Origin of the sequence: Rhizobium sp. SU303, assembly GCF_021052345.1 — a bacterium.
In the GTDB taxonomy this organism is placed as follows: domain Bacteria; phylum Pseudomonadota; class Alphaproteobacteria; order Rhizobiales; family Rhizobiaceae; genus Rhizobium; species Rhizobium laguerreae.
This window is the reverse complement of the sequence record NZ_CP088095.1, coordinates 2,807,983-2,825,700: the sequence shown is the minus strand read 5'-3', so window position 1 is coordinate 2,825,700 and position 17,718 is coordinate 2,807,983. Positions and strand designations below refer to the sequence as shown.

The window sequence follows — 17,718 nt, the reverse complement described above, 5'->3', positions numbered from 1 at the left end:
TTACCTGGGGCGTCAGGTTGATGCTGCGATCTCTAAAGGCACGGCGAAAATCGGTTGTTCACTGTGGTAGCGCGGGGCTTACGGATGCTTCCGCCCGGGTGATGAACTCGCCAAGCGCCTGGACCGGAAGCGGCCTGCTAATCAAATAGCCTTGAAGTCTGTCGCAGCCCACACTGCGCAACCATTCCGCCTGACCCGGCGTCTCAACCCCTTCGGCTGTCACCTGCATGTCGAGGTCATGTGCGAGGTTAACGATGCAGCGGACGATTGCCTGGCCTTTCAGATCGCTTTCGAGGTCGGTGATAAAGTATTTGTCGATTTTGATCGTGTCGAAAGGGAATGTCTTCAGATAGCTGAGCGAAGAATATTCGGTCCCGAAATCATCAAGCGAGATTCGTATCCCTAGCACGTTGAGAGTATTCAGGGTGTCGATATTGTTGACGGTCCGCTCAAGCAGCACGCTTTCGGTTATCTCAAGCTCCAGACGGTCTGGCGGCAACCCGATCAAGTCTAGCGTTTGGGATACCCGATCAGTGAGGCCGCTTGTCAAGAATTCAGCCGCGGACAAATTGACCGCGACGATGTAGTTCTGCGGCCATTTCATTGCCTCGCGACACGCCTGCTCCAAAACCCATGCACCTATTTCCGGCATCATTCCATCGGCCTCGGCCATCGGAATAAATGCCGTTGGCGGGATTTTTCCAAGGAGGGGATGGTGCCATCTCAGCAATGCTTCGAAGCCGACAATGCTGCCGCCCTCGGCGATGGGTTGGTACTCAATAGAGAATTGTTCTTGGACCAGGGCCATGCGAAGGCTGCGGCGCAGCAGTTCGCGTTGTTCCAGCAACTCAAGCATTGAGGGATCAAACGGTCTTGCGCGACCGCGCCCGTCCTTTTTCGCGGCGTAGAGTGCGACGTCGGACGCCTTCATCAGCTGCTCCGGAGTTGTACCGTCCGGTGGAGCAGCAGATATGCCGATGCTGGCACCGACAAATAGTGCGATGCCATCTATCGTGAAGGGCTTTTTGAATGCATCAACCAAAGCTTCCGCTAGCCGATGCCCTTTGGCGGGATGTCCCGGGCCCCTTGATATGACGGTGAATTCGTCACCCGCCAGTCGATAGGCTCTGTCGTCCCTGGTAAGGCACTCTTGAATGCGGCTTGCAGCGAGCTGAAGAAGCTTGTCGCCGGCCGGATGCCCAAGCGTGTCGTTAACGGGTTTGAAATCGTCAAGATCGAGTTGCATCAGGGACAGAGTTTCGTTCGAGCCTGCGGCCTCCCGTAACAACACAGCGAGGTCCTCGCTGAACTGGCGTCGGTTCGGCAATCCAGTGAGCGGATCGTGGGTGGCCAGATGCAGAAGGGTTGCGCGCTCATCGTCGGCAGATTCCTCGGACCGAACCACTGCAAACAGATCTCCGATCCGATAGATCGTCAGTCCGTGCGACGCTGGCGTGCCAAGATCCCCCGATATTTGCAAGGGTTGGGCACTGTCACCCAATGAACGGAGGGCGAGTGTAATCGCCGATTTGTCCAGTTCTGGAAAATGCTCCCAAAACGACGCAGCTGGTTTGACAGAAGCAGGCAGCTCATTGCCGAGCAAATTCTCGACGGGATTGAAGTCGCGGTCAAAGAACAAAAGCCGGTCGATCGAGCTCGAAGCTTTTGCCTCTGTTTGTCCGAGCGCCGAGGGGGCCGCATGAATTTTCTGCATGTCCGAGGCCCTCCCTAGTCTCATGTCATAACCAGATATCGTAGCAAATCAGCTCCAACACAACTTGTGCACGCCAAGATTTACATTAGGCATTTCTGATTAACAATCCCCAACTCGCGCTCGGATGGGCTTATGCAACGTCTTTATTGCCGCGACCCATTTGCATCCATCGTCTCGGCGGCGACCCTTCGACGAACTGCGGGCAGGGGATCTCACGCGCCCGACCCGCACTCAGTCATGAACCAGTCGATAAAGCGGCGGACTGGCTTTTTCGCCCAGCTGTTCGATATGACGTAATAGCCCTGGTTCTCTGCCGTCGCGATGTCGGAAAGCACCAACAGATCGCCGCGTTCGATCTCGCAGCGGAACACCTCGACGGGGCAGAGCGCCACGCCGTGGCCGGCGATCACGGCCGTCGCCAGCATATTGAAATCCTGGAATATGGGGCCTCGAAGCGGCTCCGGCGCTTTCTCGCCGGCCTTGCGGAACCATTCCTTCCAGCCGTCGACGGATTCGTCGTGCAGCAGGTCGGCGCCGGTGAGCGAGACGTCGTCGATCGTCCAGTTGCGTTTGGCAAGGTAATGGCGGCTGGCGACAGGCTGGTTGCGGCGGGAGAAGAGCAGGCGGCTTTCCCTGCTGCCGCTCAGATCCTCGCCCATGGTGATCAGCACGTCCAGGCTCTCGTCGTCGAAGCGTTCTTCGGCGCGGGCATAGACGATCCTGACGTCGAGATCGGGGGCGCTGTCCTGGAAGGAGGGCAGGGCCGGGACGAGCCAGCGAGATGCGATCGAGGGAATGCAGCCGACGGTGATGGCCCGCATGTTGTGATCGCGCCGCATGTTGCCGGTCGCATGCGCGATCGCCGCCAGCGATCCTGATACGGCGCGGTAATATTCGCCGCCGGCTGCGGTCAGCGCAACGCCTCGGCCTGATTTCTGTAACAGCTTGCGGCCGAGCCAGGTCTCCAGATGCTTGATCTGATGGCTGATCGCCGCATGGGTAACGTGCAGTTCGTCACCCGCTTTCGAAAGGCTCATCAGGCGGGCCGTGGCTTCGAAGGCGCGCAGGGCGTTTAACGGCGGCAACTGCATGTGTGAAATTTCCTAACAGATGGCGCAGGAATCATCATTTGAAAATGCCAGTGATTTCAATAGCTAATTGTTGCGGGCGATGAAAATGAATCATCGCTGCATCTTCAATAATTTGTCAGGGGAATCGGCGATGTTCGTCAGAAATCTGAAAGAGGTGGAGCTCACCGAGCGTTTTGTCGATTGGGGCAACGGCACGAGCCACCGCTTGCTGACCAAAGACGACGGCATGGGCTTTACGGTGTGCCATACCGTCGTTCGCGCCAACAGCGAGGCCTTGCTTCAATACCGCAATCACCTGGAGGCATGCTATTGCATCAAGGGCGAGGGCGAAGTGGAGGATATGGACGGCAATGTCTTTCCGATTCGCGCCGGCGATATCTACGTGCTCGACAAGCACGACCGGCATTATCTGCGCGGCGGCAAGGATCAGGATCTCATTCTCGTCAGCATCTTCAACCCGCCGCTGGCGGGCACCGAACGGCACGACCTGAACAATAAGAGCGGATCGCAATACTGAAGCAGAGCATGATGCCGAAAAGTGTGAGCGGTTTTCGGACGACATCCTGCTCTAGCCGATCTCTTCGTCGACTGCCGAGATGGACAGCAGAGCCCGGCAAATGGCGGGCACTGCTGCCTATTCGTAGCGACTTACTGCGCCCGCGCAGCCTATTGCTGCGGCTGCTGTTGTTGGCCCGGCGGCGGCGTGCCGATCTTTTCCAGTACCTTCTTGGCCAGAGCCGGGTCGCTCTGTGCGGCCGTCAGGATCGACGAATATTCCTCGACGGAGATGTCGGGAGAAGCTTGGACGGTGTCGACCATCTGCTTCTTGGCCTCCTCCTGCAGCTGTTGCTTGGCAGCCTCGTCCTTCGTCGCGCCGATCTTGGCCGAATATTCCTGTCTCACCTTGTCGACCTGCAGATAGGCAACGGCGAAGGCTTCGATTTTCTGATCGCTGACGGCTGCCGTCGCACCGTTGCCGGGCTGTGCCTGCATCGGCGGCTGTGCCTGTGCCGGCGGCGACGCTTGTGCCGGCTGCTGTTGCGCCTGGGCCATGTCGACAGCGGATGCCGGGCTGAAAGCAAGCAGACTGAAGACTGCCGCGCTCAATGTTGCGACAGATGTGTAGCGAGTGATCATATTCATTCCTCTTCAAGTGCATGATTTGATCGGCAGCAAGACCGCCTCGGTCGATCGCTCAGCCCTCAAAGGCCGGGCGAGGTCGCGACGATGGAACCTTTAAGAGGGCACGATGCGGCGGTAACGGGGCGATTTGCTGACGATTGAGCGGCGGCTTTGTGACCGCCGGCCTGTTGGCACGTGCGGAAAATTGCAGTCACCGCCGCTGTGACGCCCGGGCGCTCGGCGTCGTTCATCGCTTATCTGGATGCAGAAATGCCGCCAGGAACGTGGCGACGGCCGCCTCGGCGTGGCGGTGAATCTCCTGCTTCGTCGGAATGGCCGCATCGCCCAGCATCATCACCCGGTTGACGGGATCGGCCATCACCAGCCAGTTGAACTGTGATGCGGCAACCGTTGCATCGGAGAACTGCAGCAGCTTCTTGCCGGCCAATTGTTCGAAAGCGCTGCCCATGACCTCGAGTGCCCGTGCAGGGCCGCGCGCGTAAAGCAGCTTGGCGAGTTCCGGGAAGCGTTGCGCCTCCGCAATCACGAGCCGGCGCAATTGCATCAGCCCGGGCGTCAGGACGATGGTGAGTTGGCGGACGGCATAGTCAAGGAGATAGGCTTCCAGCTGAGCGCGGTTCTCCATCTGGGGGAGGCCGGTGTGAACGGCGGTATCTGCCTCTCCCATCATCTGGGTGAGCACCGCAACGAACAGCGCCTCCTTGCTGGAGAAGTGCTTGTAGACCGTCTGCTTGGACACGCCGGACCGGCTGGCGATTTCGTCCATGCTGGCTCCGGCATAACCGGTGCTGAGAAAGACTTCGGCCGCGGCACCGACGATCGCCGCTTGTTTGCGCTCCGAACGCGTGCCGGCCCACCCATGGGCCAGGTCAGCTTCCATACCCGGTATCAACATTCTCGATCTCCGCTCCAGCCCTACTTGACACGATCAAACTGAACCGTCTAGTTCTTATAACGGAACCAAACGGTCTAGTTTGATTTTGCTGCTATCCAATGATCCTCAACAGCGAGCGATGTCATGAACAACAAGACAACCCATCTGACGTGTGCCTGCGGAACCTTTCACCTCGAAGTGCGCGGCGCCCCGATCATCAGCGCGGAATGTCACTGCAAGAGCTGCAGTGACGCGGCCGGAAGGCTGGAGATGCTTTCCGTGCCGGAGGCGATCCGGACGATCCATGGCGGTACGCGCTACGTGCTTTATCGCAAGGATCGGGTCAGCCTTTTGGCCGGAACCGAAAATCTGCGGGAATTCCGCCTCGGCCCCAACGCGTCAACGCGACGTATTCTGGCGTCCTGCTGCAACACGCCCATTTTTCTGGAGTTCAAGGGCGGTCATTGGCTTAGCCTCTACGGCAATCTCTGGAAGCAGGACGAGCTTCCACCTCTCCAATTGCGCACGATGACCCAGAATGTGCCCTTTCGCGCGAGTGTGCCTGATGATGTTCCTTCCGGCGCGCTGGCGACGACCGGCTTCTATGGCAGACTTCTCACCGCGTGGATTGCGATGGGCTTCAAAGCCCCCGACATCGCAATCAAAGGAGCTATCGATGCCTGACGACGAAAAAATCCTCATTGAAAGCATAACCTCACCGCACCACACTGAGCGGGTCAACAAGGCCAAATACATGGCAATGCGCCATGCTCTGCTGGCCGCATTGCCTGAGCAGGCACCCGGACTGACCGTAGCAGAGGCAAACATCGGCATCCTGCCGCACCTCTCCGAGGTTGAATTCCCGGGCGGCGCGAAGGCCGGATGGTGGTTGAAGGCTGTTCAATTGGATCTGGAAGCCAAGGGGATCATCCAGCGCGGGCCGGGGAAGCCGGTCAGGCTTTTCAAATGCCCTTGAGACGTCTGTCGGCTCAGCCGAGGGAACGGATGTCGCGGGCGACCTCCGTTTGTCTGGTTCGGCTTCGGCGAAAGCAATTCCAGCAAACACCGCGCGGGAGAGCTTGTTTCGCAGCGCAGCCGCTCTATCTCCCTTCCCGTTTCAGCATGAGATCTGCAGGCAGTATTTCACCGTAAATCCGGGTGCCGACGGCGTTGTCCGCCGGCCGGCTGGAAGGAGCTGAGCAATGAAAATTCTCATGGTTCTCACATCGCATGATCAACTGGGAAACACCGGCAGGAAGACGGGCTTCTGGCTCGAGGAGCTCGCCGCCCCTTACTTTGTTTTCCGTGGCGCCGGGGTCGAGGTCACGCTCGCTTCGCCGAAGGGCGGCCAGCCTCCGCTCGATCCGAAGAGCAACGAGCCAGCATTCCAGACGGAAGACACGCGACGGTTCGAGCGAGACCAGGCGGCAACGGCTGCACTCGCCAACACCCTGAGGCTGTCCGAAATCAAGCAGGCGGACTATGACAGCGTGTTCTTCCCCGGTGGGCACGGCCCACTCTGGGACCTGACGAACGACCGCAATGCGCTGTCGCTCATCGAGGATATGCTCGCGGCGGGAAAACCTGTGGCACTCGTCTGCCACGCACCGGGAATCCTGACGAATGTGAAGGCGCCGGATGGAAAGCCTATAGCCAAGGGCCGGGCAGTCACGGGGTTCACCGATTCCGAAGAAGAGGCCATGCACCTGGTCGAAGTCGTTCCCTACCTGCTCGAGGACGTGCTGAAAGAGCAGGGCGCAAAGTTTTCGAAGACGGCGGATTGGGGCGTGCATGTCGTCCAGGATGGCCTGCTGATCACCGGCCAAAACCCCGCCTCATCAAGGCAGGGCGCCCGAACGCTGCTTGATGCCTTGAGAAAGCAGGCCGCGGCTTAAGCGCTTCAGCCCCTGGGAACGATTGCTCCCGGGGAGGTCGAGATTTCCTCATTCGGCTTGTGCCAACCCCGGCCGCAGGCGCGTCTCGACGACGTCTGCGCACGACGGCGAGGCAGAGCCATCGCAAACGTTCGAACACGGGATGTGAGGCACGTGACATGACCAGGAAATATACGGGGCAATGCGCCTGCGGCGCAGTGAGATTTGCCTTCGATACCGACCCGAACTTTGTCGCCAACTGCCATTGCCTGGACTGCAAGAGGGCGACGGGCGGCGAGGCCGCCACGTTCTTCGCCGTACCCAGGATGATTTCACCGTGATCAGCGGCAGCCCGAAGGCGTTTCATTACATCGCCGATTCAGGCAAGGGGCTCGACCGCAACTTTTGCCCCGATTGCGGCGCCCGATTGTTCAGCAGCAACCTCGAGAGCTTCCCCGGCCTCGTCTTCGTGACGCTCGGCAGCCTGGACCGGCCCGAACTGATCAAGCCGGGGGTCGAAATGTTCGCCAGGCGGCGGCTCGCCTGGGCAAGGCCGCTCGATCTTCCGCAGTTCGATGGCATGCCTGGTTGAGCCGCGATGCCCTAAAGCGTCGCAATCTTTCAGATTTTCTCCTTGCGCTTTAGGTCTTTGTTTCCACGCATATCGTTATCGCAACCGCTGCAGACTTTTGCGCGACATGCTTTAAGCAATTTTTCTTGAAGAAAAGTTCGATCCGGTGTCGGATCGGCCAAGCCTTACCCGTCCTAGGTTCGTCCATTCCGTCCATTCAAAAGGATCACGACCATGCCGAGTACAATACGCCTGCACCGCGTTCTGGCGACCAGCCCAGAGAAAGTCTATCGCGCATTCCTGGAGGCGGACGCGCTTGCCAAGTGGCTTCCGCCGAACGGCTTCCTCTGCACCGTGCATCATTCGGAGCCGGTTGTCGGCGGCACCTTCAGAATGTCCTTCCGCAACTTTACGACGGGCAATAGCCACGCCTTCGGCGGCGAATATCTCGAGCTCGTCCCCGGCGAACGCCTGCGCTACACCGACAAATTCGAGGACCCCAACCTGCCCGGCGAAATGGAAGTCACGGTGACGCTGAAGAAGGTTTCGGTTGGCACCGAGGTGGATATCGTGCAGGCAGGCGTGCCTGACGTCATTCCGCCCGAGGCTTGCTATCTCGGCTGGCAGGAGTCACTGCGAAACCTCGCCAGGGTCGTCGAACCCGACATCCAGGAATAGCGCAGGACCGCGCCGGCCGGACGGCAATCGTCCGGCATCGGCGACATCAATCAATCCTCATGCCGCGTTTGGCCAGGGCGTTGCGGGCGGCCGCAGCGCCCCAGTCGTCGGAAAGATCCTGCCCTTCGATTTCGGTTTCCGCGATCGGCGTTGCCCGGATCAGCGGCACGGAGCCGAAAGGCAGGCCGTCGATGCGCTCGGGGTCGCGGCTCAGCATGATGCGGGTCATTGGGCGGTAATCCTCCGTCAGCCGGCAGAACAGGATGGCGCCGTGCTTTTCGACATCGCGGGCGACACGATAACCGTCTGCCACGAGGTCGCCGATGTTGATCAACAGGTTCGCCCAGTTTTCGATCCCGGCCGCCTCCAGTGTCGTGGCGTCGAATTCCATGAAAAGCTCGCATTCGACGCCGTTCTCCGGCTCGGATATGCCGGCCCAGGGGGTCGACAGCCCGTCGGTGGCAAGTGTCAGCCTTCCCGGCGCATGGATGGCGAGGATGCGGCGATGCGGGCCGAACCATTTTGTTTGGGCGTGAATATTGGCCGTTCCGCGCTCGACGGCAAAGTCCTCCTGCAGCGTGCCCCGGTTCTGCCAGAAGGCGCGCCGCGCAGCGGCAGCGGTCTCGTAGATCGGGTCGTCGGGGCCGCGCGGCACGATCGTTTGGTCATAACTGGTTTCGAGCGTGATCTTCGCCTGCATGAAGGGAAATTTCGGCTTCTTCCAGCGGATCACCACCTTGTTGAAGCGTGGCTCCCCTGAGGCATCGAGCTTTTCGACGACATTCGCGATGATGTCGAGCGGATGCCTGGAATCCTCCGGGACATGCTTTCCCTCGGCATCGAGGTAGCCGCCCGTCCGGGAGGCGTGCCCCGCCTGCATCGTGGTGGCAGTCCAATCGCCGCTGACCGCGCCTGCCGGCGCCTTGCCGAGAGCCGGGGCAAGTTCCCGGATCGCATCGTCAATCGAATAGGATGTCACGTCGCCCCTCCGCCTTCGCCCAAAGATCGTATCCCGCGGCCGCTCGGCCGCGAGCAGAAGCTAGAGCGGAGGCGTCGCCGATCAATAGCGGCTGGATCGATCGGCGCGGGCAAGGGTGGTGACAGCACTTTACTCGGATTGCTCTATGCGCCGCAGAGCTTTCCGAATGCGCTCATGGCGGCGGTGGCGCGCGCGCGGATATTCTCGTCCGACGGTTCGGGCAGCGTGCGGTTCACCCGCCTGATCTGCAGATCGCCGATCAGCAGGCTCAGGAACCATTCGGCCGCCACACCTGCCGAAGGCGCCGCCAGCGCTGCCGTTTCAAGGCCGCGGCCGATCAGCTTCTCCATCAGCGGAAAGACGCTATCGCGGCCGGCGGCGGCGATCGTCGCTCCCAGTTCGCCGCTTTCGTCGGCGGCGGCGGCCCGGTTCAGGGAGATTGCCTTGTCGCCAAGCAGCATCGAAAGCAGGATCGGCGCGACGCGCCCGAGGGTTTCCAGGGGATCCACATCGTCCGCTATCGCCGTATTGAACGCCGCTTTTGTCGCTCTGGCATTGCTTTCGACCATCGTCTTGAAGAGGCCATTCTTGTCGCCGTACCAGCGATAGAGTGTTTCATTGGAGGCTTTCGCCGCCTTGGCGATATCGAGCATCGATGTGCTGCGATAGCCTCTTTCCTTCAGAAGCTCGTAGGCCGCCGTCTCGATCTCGGCTTGACGCCTGGTTTTCGTGTCTTCCCGCATTCCGGCCACTCGCATCGTCTTGACGATAACCGTACAATCTTATACGTCTATGTAAAGGCGTACAAGAAAATACGGTTTTGGAGAAAGTCGATGCGCAGCACGGTTCTGGGACTGTCGGTAACATCGGTCGTCTTCTCAGGCGCGATCTTCGGCTTCTTCTATGCCTGGGTCTGTTCGACGATGTGGGGACTTGATCGGGCCGATCCGCGGGTGGCGATCGCGGCCATGCAGGCGATGAATGCGTCGGTCCGCAACGCGGTGTTTTTCCCGGCCTTCTTCCTGACGCCCGTCGTTCTCGGGCTGACTGTCGCAGCCGCGCATTTCAGCGGCCGCGGAGCGGCGGCTTTCTGGTTCGGAGCGGCGGCGGCCGTCTATCTGGTTTTCGGGCTGATGCTCACACTTACGGTGAACGTGCCGATGAACGAGGCGCTCGCCGCGAGTGCCGTCCCTGACGACGTCGCGGCGGCACGGGATATCTGGCTGGACTACTCGCAGCGATGGCAGGTCTGGAACCAGGTGAGGGCGCTGGCTTCCGGAATAGCCCTGGTTTTTGCAGCTCTGGGGGTGGCAAGGCTATGACGGCTTTGCCCCCGATCTCGCCGGTGACGACCTTGAACCGCCATGCCATCCGGTACGCTATCTTTTGGCGCTAACAGCGGCGGAAACAACTCAGTTGCTTCCGTCATTCGGCCGCGCTTTGGCGCTGTCGTTGGTGGTCGACGAGGCGGTTTTTCCGTCCGGTTGCTGCCCGAAATAGGTGCCGCCGAGATGGCCGCCGGCGCTGGTGTTCTTGACCTGCTGTTCAGCGCGTTTCTGAAGTTGACGAACGTTGGTCTTGCTCATTTTCGGCTCCATGTTTGAGGTGGACCTCTGGTCAACCGATGGCGGACGACACTGTTCCATATTTTCTGCAGGAACCCATCACCTCGCGGTCGGTTTATCCGCCATGAGATTCCTCGCCGTCATCATAACGGGCCTGGCACTCGCAGCACCCGCGGCGCACGCCTTCACGCTCTTGAACAAGATCGGGATGGCGAAGGCTGACTATTTCGTTGCGCAGCAGGCTTACACCGGATGGTGGATCGTTGGTCTCCTCTTGCCGCTGGCGCTTCTGGCGAATATCGGCAATGCCGTGGCCCTCAGAGCCGACGGAACCGCCATGATGCTGTCGGTCGCGGCAGCGGCGCTGATCGCGCTCAACCTCGTCATCTTCATGGTCTTCACCCAGCCGGCGAACGCGGCGACGGAGAACTGGACCGTGCAGCCGGAAAATTGGGAAAGCCTTCGCGCCCAATGGGAATATTCGCACGCGGTCAATGCCGCAGTCACCTTGCTTGTTGCCGCGGGAACAGTTGATGATCTTTTCGGTTTTCCTTGTTCCAACCAAGGAGGAACAACGATGGGCATGACGACACCGAAAGACGGCGCCCCCGGCACGACCGACCAGTCACCCCGCTGGGAAGGCCCGAAGGGAAATAAGCCTCGTGGCTACATGAAGGCCAAGGACGATCCGGATCGCGACCGCGACGCGCATGGCGAAAACAATCGCGACCCCGAGACCAGAGATCTCGGTGACGCGCTGAAGCAGAAGGGCGATTGACATGGCCAACCCCGAGAAAGACGCGGCCGGCCAGTTCGCCAAGTCACGGGCCGACCGGAAGAGCAGCGGCGTCGCCAGCGCCAAGCCGACCGTCATCACCGGCTCCGAGGATGCGACGGTGAACAAGAACCCGCCCGGCAAGAAGAAGCCTCAGAAGGATTGGGACATCAATTATGATCCCGCCGATAGGAACGAGAGCCGCTCGCGCTAGGAAGCCGGGTCGTTATAATACCATTGCTTCAGAAATGTCTGTTGCGCGGGTGGACGTCCACTCAAAGGGCCTTTCAAAGGACCCTGAGGCGGCCAGCAATCGAGGCCGATGCTACCCGCCGAAATAGGCGGGATGATCGATATCGGCGAGGAGGTCCGATTGCTGCGGCTGCCAGCTTAGTAGCGTGCGGGTATGCTCGCTCGAGGTTGGGATATCGAAGCCGGCGAACATGGCGAACCAGCCGAAATGCTCGGCCGCTTCTTCCCGAGAGAGCGAGACGGCGGGCACATCGAGCCGCCGGCCGATGACCTCGGCAATCTGCCTGAAGGCAACTCCCTCTTCCGCGACGGCCAGGAACGGGCCGCCGACGGCGCCGCGCTCCAGCGCCAGGCGATAGACGCGGGCGGCATCGAGCCGGTGCACGGCCGGCCAGCGGTTCTGCCCTTCGCCGATATAGGCGGAGACGCCCTTGCGCCGGGCCAGATCGATCAGGATGGGCATGAAGCCGTGATCTCCATGGCCATGCACCGAGGGCGGGAGGCGGACGGTGGAGGCGCGCACGCCACGAGCGACAAGCGATACCGCGGTGATTTCGGAGGCGCGAGGATAGGTCTCCGACGTCGGCATGGGCGGGTCCTTTTCGGTGCCGATGCGGCCGGGCGCATGGCCGAGGCCGGCCGTGACCAGCAGGGGACGTCCGGTGCCCCGGAGGGCTTCGCCGAGCGCCTCGATGGCGCGCCGGTCGAGGGCGCAGTTTTCGGCGAATTTCGAGAAATCATGGTTGAAAGCTGTGTGAATCACGCCGTCGGTCTCGGCCGCGCCGCGCTTCAGGCTTTCGAGATCATCGAGCGTGCCGTGATGGACTTCGGCGCCGGCAGCCGCCAGTTGATCCGCTCCCTTGTCAGAGCGGGTGAGGCCCAACACCTTGTGCCCGGCAGCGATCAGTTCGTCGACGACGGCCGAGCCGACCCAGCCGGTGGCTCCAGTAACGAATACGCGCATGTGATATCTCCAGTTTTTGCAGGAGACACATATCGGCCCTGCCTATATCATGGTAAAGTAGTGACATTATCATGGTATAAACGCTAACAGGATGAGTGAATTCGTCACCTTGGACAACCCGCTTGGCACCTATTTGAAGGACCGTCGCGTGCGGCTCGATCCCGCCGCCTTCGGCTTTGCGGGGGAGAGACGGCGCACGCCCGGGCTGCGCCGCGAGGAGGTGGCTAGCCGCGCCAATATCAGCCCGACCTGGTACACCTGGCTGGAGCAGGGGCGCGGCGGAGCGCCGTCTGCCGACGTGCTCGACCGGATCTCTCGCGCGCTGATGCTGACGGATGTCGAGCGCGAGCATCTCTTCCTCATCGGCCTCGGCCGGCCGCCCGAGGTGCGCTACCACAGGCAAGAGGGCGTGACGCCGAGGTTGCAGGGCGTGCTCGATGCGCTGGACCCGAGCCCCGCGCTGATCCGCACCGCGATCTGGGACGTCGTCGCCTGGAACCGGGCGGCAACCGTGCTTCTGACCGACTACGGCGCGCTGCCGCCGGAAGAGCGTAACGTGTTGCGCTTCATCTTCCTCGATCCCCGCGTGCGCGCTGCCCAATACGACTGGGAAAGCGTCGCCCGCTTCGTCGTCGCTGCCTTCCGCGTGGACGCGGCTCGCGCCGGGGCCGCAGTTGAGGTCGAGCCCCTCGTCGACGAACTCTGCCGCAAGAGCCCCGAATTCCTGGCGATGTGGCGCGACAACGACGTGCGCACCCACGGTGAAGGCGCCAAGCACATCAAACACCCGGTGCTTGGACTGCTCTCCTTCGAATATTCGGCCTTCCAGGTGGATGGCCGGCCGGACCTCAGCATGGTGGTCTATAATCCGGCGACGGCGGCGGATGCGGGGAAGATCAGGAGTTTGCTGGGCTGATATGTGTCACCATCATACGCACGCTTTGAGTAAGTACAGTTGGAGCCTTGCCATGCCGAGAGTAGCCATTGAAGGCAATGAGCGTATGAGCCTGGGGATTGCCGCCTCAGCGAAAGCCAAGCTGGTGCGGGCAGCAGCACTTAGCAATACGGATCTCACCAATTCGTGACGCAATCCGCATGCGTGAGGCGGATGCTGTTATCGCCGAAGCGGAGGTCATCAAAGCATCGGAACGCGACTACGGGCGCATTCTCGGACTCTTGGAAAGTTCGCCTCTGCCGAACGAAAAGCTGCTGGCGGCTGCCGGAGCCTTGCCGTGAGGGTTTGGCATAAAAAGCCGCTCGGCAAACATCACGATCGCAAATCCTTCGATCTCGCGACAATGGCGGCTGCATCAAAAGCGCTTGGCGGTCATTCTTGGTATGCAGTGGCGCGCTGATTGCGCCCCCTATTTGACGACCTTCACTTCGGCCACGCCCTCTTCGATGCGGCCATGATCCTCGGGAGTCCTGATAATGAACTTGTCACTGCCGACGTAGCCTGGCTGCGATGTGTAATAGACAGCAACGCCATCCGCTTTGACTTTGTCGCATTTCATCTTCTTGCCGCCTGAATCAGCGGTAACCGGCTGGTGGACAATCTCGATGCGCCCATGCTTGGGCTGCTCCACGATATCTACACGAGGATAGTCAATAAACTTGCAGTCGCCATTGAGGTGGACGTTCTGCAGCACCGACGTCCTTTCGCCGCTGCGTGCTGTCATCCGGTGAGAATCATGTCTGATATTTGACGTCGTCGTGCAGTTCGAAAGAGAAATTGTCGCGACTGCCAATATCGAATATGTAAAAATGCTTTTCACTGTAAACCCTCAACTTTTGCTTGAACAAACATTGAATTTTTCGGGAAGTCAAGCATAGTACCAACTCTGGATTGAACCTTGTTTCGCTTCCAGGAATTATTGAGGTGCAGTCTGTGAAAAGACCGCGGCTGCGCTGCAAGCGGTCGACGATCGCAATTTAGGGGCCGAAGGACGGCCAAGAATGGGCGCTGAAGCTCGTGTGAAAAGCGGCGTGCCCGGCGGCTGAATGTTGGACCGCCGGGCCGGGGCCTGCTACTTGACGACATTCACATTCATGATGGTCTCGTCGACCCTCCCATTTCCGGAGGGAGATCTGACAACGATCTTGTCGCTGCCGATGTAGCCTGGTTCCGAAATATAGTAGCCAACCTCGCCTTGCACCTTGACCGTTCGGCATTTCGCAAGCTCTCCCTTTTCGTAGGGAAAGACCGGCTCGCGGACGAGCTGGAAACGCCCGTGCTTGGGTTGTTCGATGACGTGAGTAGGCAGATAACCGACAAAGCTGCAGTCTTTGTTGACATGCCAGGTCTGGCCCAACTTCGTCTTCTCACCGCTGAGCACCGTTTTGGATACGGACTTCTGCCGGAAGCTGTCGGAGGTTGTGGTGCAGCCACAAAGTGCAATCATTGCCGCTGCAATCAAATAAGAAAAAATACTTTTCACTGTAAACCCTCAATTTTTGCTTGAACAAACATTTAATTTTTGGGGGAGTCAAGCAGAGTGCAGCCTTCGGATTGAGCCTTGTTCCTTTTCCAGCAATTATTGAGGTGCAGACTGTGAAAAGACGCATCGCGACGATCGCGGCTGCTTTGCAAACGGTCGGCGGTCGCAATTTCTGTCGATTACATAGCGTTCGTCATCGCCCCAATCCCGACAAATCTCCAGTGATTGCTGTGCATCAACGCGCGCAAGATTTGAGCCGCGCGGATGGAGGATTTCAATGAATTCATATCGTGCCGCGGCTTTGGTCGCCGCTTCGGTTTTGATGGTGCTGTCTGGGTCGGAGGTATCCGCCTGGGCGAAGCCTCCAAGCATGACAAAGCTGTGAAATCCTAAAATACTACCCATGCTAGAAAATTCATTGACCGTCCCGATTTCAGCTGCTTTCCTCCCGATAGACCAAGGCGAATGGATCTTGAAGGAGATATCCATGACAGTGCTTGCAAAACCTGTGGCAGTCGATGATGTCAGGAGCGCTTCCGAGAATGACGTGATTTCAGGCAATCTGCTGGATAATGATCTGGCCGGGGGCTCCGGCAATATGTTTCTCAACTTCTTCGACGGCGAGCGGGCGCTTGCCAAGACGGCCGGGCAGATCACCGATATCGAGGGTGAATACGGCACGTTCCACGTCAAGGCCGACGGCTCTTATACCTATACACTGAACGAGGCCGTTAAGGCGGGCTTCGTTGACGGGATGACGCTGACGGAGACGATCGGCTACAAGATCTCCGACGGCTCCGGCAACACCGATGTCGGCCACTTCAAGCTCGACATTCACGGGGTCACGAGCCCGCCGGTCGCGGTCGACGACGCCTTCTCCTTCCACGAAGGAAGCGAGATGGCCCGCAACGTACTTGCCAATGATCACCCGGGAGAGGCGGGCACGCTCTTCCTGCGTTCGGTCGAGGGCACCAGCATTCCTGCCGGGCAAGGGCAGACGACCGACGTGGCGGGCGAATTCGGCACCTTCCATTTCGCAGGCGATGGAAGCTTCACCTACGATCTCAATCCGGCCGTCAAGGCGGGCCTCGATGATGGCGAGCATGTCACGGAGAAACTCCAATATTACAAGGTCTCTGACGGCGCCGGTCACGCGGATGCCGGCGTGATCACCCTGACCGTCGACGGCGTGACGGACGGGAAGTCGTTGAACACCAATCATGTCGAGGCCCAGGCGGATGTGGTGCGCCCCTTCCTGGACCATTACGAACTCCAGGGGGTCGCGGTCGATCCGCTAACGGGCAAGTATTACGTCAGCTCCGGCCATGGTTTCCCAGATGATTCCATGGTGAGCATTTACGACAACGCCGCGGCATTCGAAGCCGACCATGCCAGCGGCGCCATCTCTCTCGGCGACTATGACAAGGGCGAATATGACATCGGCGGAACCTATTTTTCGGTCCGCGGCGGCGAGATCATCGGCCGAACCAACGAGGCGAGAGGCGAGGAGGACCCTTTCCCCGATCAGACCTATCTCGCAAAGTGGGATGCCGCCGATGGATCGTCCGATCAGCAGGGCGACCCGATCCCCGGCCTCATCGGCGAGAATGGGGCGGGTACGTTCGACTGGGGTGGATTCACGGCCGTCAATACGATGCAGGATTCGACCGGTATCTACGTCGTCGGCCGCATCGATGATTCCACCTGGCAGGTCTCCAAAATCGATCCCGACACGCTGAACCCGACCGAGTCGAAGACCTTCGCCGCCGGCTCGCTCGGTTACGGCTTCGCCGTCGACGGCACGTTCTTCTTCGGCGATTCCTCCAGCAGCGAGCATATCGGCACGGCCTTCGACTTCAAAACCGGGGTCAAGACAACGGTCGACGTCAACATCGCCATACCGGGAGACGACTTGATCACCAACGTGGTCTATGACTCAGCGGCGGATAATCTCTACCTCACCAACACCGGGACCGATGAAATCGCCGTGGTGCACAATATCTCGGACGTCCTGTTCGTCTAGCTAGCGCATCGGCCCGAAAATCGGAACCGATTTTCGGAAAGCACGATGCGAGGATTGAAAGTGTTAGAGCGTCCTTTGTGCATCCGAAAGGACGCACGACGCTCTATTGGGCCTTACCGCTCTGACTACGCCGCCCCGCCCGTTCTCTTCGCGGCGGGGCGTTTAACGGCGGCGTGAGGCGCGGATGCGGGCAGCGGGCTGCCTTCCGGGCCGGTCGCTACCGCTGAGACGCGGGACTTGCCGTCGAGGCTGCGGTCGAGATCGCCCCGACGTATGCAGTCTTGCCGTTCCGGACAAGGCCGCTCTCCAGCCAGTACGAGCCGTCTCCGGCTGTCCCGGCAGCAAGAGCGGCGGGCCGTGCGGAACATGGATGGCGGCCGACGCCTTCAGCCGGTCGCCTGGACCGGTTTCGGCCGATGATCTGGAACCATGATCCGGCCGTACTGTTTAACTGGAAGGCGCGGAAGCGCCTATAACGGGGATGCCGATTGCCGGCCAACCCGGTAATGACGATCGGCCTTTCGGTTCGCCTTGGAGGAACACGACATGCAAACGACCCGATCGAAAGAACTGGCGGAGGAATACCTGCGGCTTGGCGGCAAGCGGCTGGCCAAGATCGATGACAATATCGTTAAAATCCGCCACTGGGAGGATGACACGCCGGAGGCCGAGGCCTTCTGGCAGAAGCACATTGAGCCGCTGGATGACAAGCGCCGCGTAGAGGTTGTAACGCACCTTCCCACGATCAACGACAGGTGATCGCGAATCAACGACCGG

Annotated in this window: 23 protein-coding genes and 1 pseudogene; 13 read left to right on the top strand and 11 right to left on the bottom strand. The window is 60.0% G+C overall.

The window, feature by feature from the left end; all coding sequences use genetic code 11:
- Positions 1 to 58: 58 nt before the first annotated feature.
- Both RlegSU303_RS14200 and RlegSU303_RS14195 read right to left on the bottom strand, forming a co-directional pair.
- Positions 59 to 1,714: a putative bifunctional diguanylate cyclase/phosphodiesterase gene (locus tag RlegSU303_RS14200; protein ID WP_131719084.1), complete on the bottom strand. Its 1,656-nt coding sequence runs from the start codon at positions 1,712 to 1,714 to the stop codon at positions 59 to 61.
- 212 nt (positions 1,715 to 1,926) lie between these two features.
- A complete protein-coding gene (locus RlegSU303_RS14195; protein WP_131719083.1) occupies positions 1,927 to 2,805 on the bottom strand; it encodes a LysR substrate-binding domain-containing protein in 879 nt (292 codons plus the stop codon).
- A gap of 130 nt (positions 2,806 to 2,935) precedes the next feature.
- Here RlegSU303_RS14195 and RlegSU303_RS14190 point away from each other — a divergent pair, with 130 nt between their 5' ends.
- The gene (locus RlegSU303_RS14190) at positions 2,936 to 3,322 is read left to right on the top strand and encodes an ectoine synthase (protein WP_131719082.1); all 387 of its coding nucleotides are present in this window, start codon (positions 2,936 to 2,938) and stop codon (positions 3,320 to 3,322) included.
- 149 nt (positions 3,323 to 3,471) lie between these two features.
- On the opposite strand, the gene RlegSU303_RS14185 is transcribed toward RlegSU303_RS14190, so the two are convergent.
- Together RlegSU303_RS14185 and RlegSU303_RS14180 are read right to left on the bottom strand one after the other, a co-directional pair.
- Entirely contained in the window at positions 3,472 to 3,948 is a 477-nt protein-coding gene (locus RlegSU303_RS14185; protein WP_131719081.1) for a DUF4168 domain-containing protein, read from the bottom strand.
- A gap of 226 nt (positions 3,949 to 4,174) precedes the next feature.
- Complete coding sequence (locus RlegSU303_RS14180; protein ID WP_131719080.1) at positions 4,175 to 4,843, bottom strand: TetR/AcrR family transcriptional regulator; 669 nt, start codon at positions 4,841 to 4,843, stop codon at positions 4,175 to 4,177.
- A 123-nt stretch (positions 4,844 to 4,966) separates the two neighbouring features.
- Between RlegSU303_RS14180 and RlegSU303_RS14175 the strand changes: the two genes are divergently transcribed.
- The 5 genes and pseudogenes from RlegSU303_RS14175 (at position 4,967) to RlegSU303_RS14155 (ending at position 7,945) form a co-directional block, all read left to right on the top strand.
- The gene (locus RlegSU303_RS14175; protein ID WP_131719079.1) at positions 4,967 to 5,506 is read left to right on the top strand and encodes a GFA family protein; all 540 of its coding nucleotides are present in this window, start codon (positions 4,967 to 4,969) and stop codon (positions 5,504 to 5,506) included.
- Positions 5,499 to 5,798 (top strand): DUF6958 family protein, encoded by a 300-nt coding sequence (locus RlegSU303_RS14170; protein ID WP_131719078.1) that lies wholly within the window; start codon positions 5,499 to 5,501, stop codon positions 5,796 to 5,798. Before RlegSU303_RS14175 ends, RlegSU303_RS14170 begins: the two co-directional genes overlap by 8 nt.
- Before the next feature lie 226 nt (positions 5,799 to 6,024).
- Complete coding sequence (locus RlegSU303_RS14165) at positions 6,025 to 6,717, top strand: type 1 glutamine amidotransferase domain-containing protein (RefSeq protein WP_131719077.1); 693 nt, start codon at positions 6,025 to 6,027, stop codon at positions 6,715 to 6,717.
- A gap of 158 nt (positions 6,718 to 6,875) precedes the next feature.
- A pseudogene (locus tag RlegSU303_RS14160) lies at positions 6,876 to 7,288 on the top strand (GFA family protein).
- 213 nt (positions 7,289 to 7,501) lie between these two features.
- Entirely contained in the window at positions 7,502 to 7,945 is a 444-nt protein-coding gene (locus RlegSU303_RS14155; protein WP_025395108.1) for an SRPBCC family protein, read from the top strand.
- A 46-nt stretch (positions 7,946 to 7,991) separates the two neighbouring features.
- Here the strand turns inward: RlegSU303_RS14155 and RlegSU303_RS14150 are convergent, their stop codons facing one another.
- Both RlegSU303_RS14150 and RlegSU303_RS14145 read right to left on the bottom strand, forming a co-directional pair.
- Complete coding sequence (locus RlegSU303_RS14150; protein ID WP_131719076.1) at positions 7,992 to 8,924, bottom strand: hypothetical protein; 933 nt, start codon at positions 8,922 to 8,924, stop codon at positions 7,992 to 7,994.
- Between the two features lie 143 nt (positions 8,925 to 9,067).
- Entirely contained in the window at positions 9,068 to 9,667 is a 600-nt protein-coding gene (locus RlegSU303_RS14145) for a TetR/AcrR family transcriptional regulator (RefSeq protein ID WP_131719075.1), read from the bottom strand.
- Positions 9,668 to 9,757: 90 nt separating this feature from the next.
- Between RlegSU303_RS14145 and RlegSU303_RS14140 the strand changes: the two genes are divergently transcribed.
- Positions 9,758 to 10,246, top strand: coding sequence for an anthrone oxygenase family protein (locus RlegSU303_RS14140; RefSeq protein WP_131719074.1), 489 nt, complete (start codon positions 9,758 to 9,760; stop codon positions 10,244 to 10,246).
- A 90-nt stretch (positions 10,247 to 10,336) separates the two neighbouring features.
- Here the strand turns inward: RlegSU303_RS14140 and RlegSU303_RS14135 are convergent, their stop codons facing one another.
- Positions 10,337 to 10,510 carry a hypothetical protein gene (locus RlegSU303_RS14135; protein WP_165507519.1) on the bottom strand — a complete coding sequence of 58 codons (174 nt, stop codon included), beginning with the start codon at positions 10,508 to 10,510 and terminating at the stop codon, positions 10,337 to 10,339.
- A 556-nt stretch (positions 10,511 to 11,066) separates the two neighbouring features.
- On the opposite strand from RlegSU303_RS14135, the gene RlegSU303_RS14130 reads away from it, so the two are divergent.
- Both RlegSU303_RS14130 and RlegSU303_RS14125 read left to right on the top strand, forming a co-directional pair.
- Positions 11,067 to 11,267 carry a hypothetical protein gene (locus RlegSU303_RS14130; protein WP_017961057.1) on the top strand — a complete coding sequence of 67 codons (201 nt, stop codon included), beginning with the start codon at positions 11,067 to 11,069 and terminating at the stop codon, positions 11,265 to 11,267.
- A gap of 1 nt (position 11,268) precedes the next feature.
- A complete protein-coding gene (locus RlegSU303_RS14125) occupies positions 11,269 to 11,478 on the top strand; it encodes a hypothetical protein (RefSeq protein ID WP_072637971.1) in 210 nt (69 codons plus the stop codon).
- Between the two features lie 111 nt (positions 11,479 to 11,589).
- On the opposite strand, the gene RlegSU303_RS14120 is transcribed toward RlegSU303_RS14125, so the two are convergent.
- On the bottom strand, positions 11,590 to 12,480 hold the full coding sequence (locus RlegSU303_RS14120) for an SDR family oxidoreductase (protein ID WP_131719073.1): 891 nt from the start codon (positions 12,478 to 12,480) through the stop codon (positions 11,590 to 11,592).
- Positions 12,481 to 12,571: 91 nt separating this feature from the next.
- Between RlegSU303_RS14120 and RlegSU303_RS14115 the strand changes: the two genes are divergently transcribed.
- A complete protein-coding gene (locus RlegSU303_RS14115; RefSeq protein ID WP_131719072.1) occupies positions 12,572 to 13,396 on the top strand; it encodes a helix-turn-helix transcriptional regulator in 825 nt (274 codons plus the stop codon).
- A gap of 179 nt (positions 13,397 to 13,575) precedes the next feature.
- Positions 13,576 to 13,716, top strand: coding sequence for a type II toxin -antitoxin system TacA 1-like antitoxin (locus tag RlegSU303_RS34375; RefSeq protein WP_315857869.1), 141 nt, complete (start codon positions 13,576 to 13,578; stop codon positions 13,714 to 13,716).
- 128 nt (positions 13,717 to 13,844) lie between these two features.
- Here the strand turns inward: RlegSU303_RS34375 and RlegSU303_RS14105 are convergent, their stop codons facing one another.
- The 3 genes from RlegSU303_RS14105 to RlegSU303_RS14095 form a co-directional block, all read right to left on the bottom strand.
- Positions 13,845 to 14,159, bottom strand: coding sequence for a hypothetical protein (locus RlegSU303_RS14105; RefSeq protein WP_131719071.1), 315 nt, complete (start codon positions 14,157 to 14,159; stop codon positions 13,845 to 13,847).
- A 348-nt stretch (positions 14,160 to 14,507) separates the two neighbouring features.
- A complete protein-coding gene (locus RlegSU303_RS14100) occupies positions 14,508 to 14,918 on the bottom strand; it encodes a hypothetical protein (protein WP_131719070.1) in 411 nt (136 codons plus the stop codon).
- 96 nt (positions 14,919 to 15,014) lie between these two features.
- Complete coding sequence (locus RlegSU303_RS14095) at positions 15,015 to 15,407, bottom strand: hypothetical protein (RefSeq protein WP_131719069.1); 393 nt, start codon at positions 15,405 to 15,407, stop codon at positions 15,015 to 15,017.
- Between RlegSU303_RS14095 and RlegSU303_RS14090 the strand changes: the two genes are divergently transcribed.
- Positions 15,406 to 16,941, top strand: a complete 1,536-nt coding sequence (locus RlegSU303_RS14090; RefSeq protein ID WP_131719068.1) for an Ig-like domain-containing protein — start codon at positions 15,406 to 15,408, stop codon at positions 16,939 to 16,941. The genes RlegSU303_RS14095 and RlegSU303_RS14090 overlap by 2 nt on opposite strands.
- Before the next feature lie 546 nt (positions 16,942 to 17,487).
- Positions 17,488 to 17,700, top strand: coding sequence for a hypothetical protein (locus RlegSU303_RS14085; protein ID WP_017961052.1), 213 nt, complete (start codon positions 17,488 to 17,490; stop codon positions 17,698 to 17,700).
- The last annotated feature ends 18 nt before the right edge of the window (positions 17,701 to 17,718 follow it).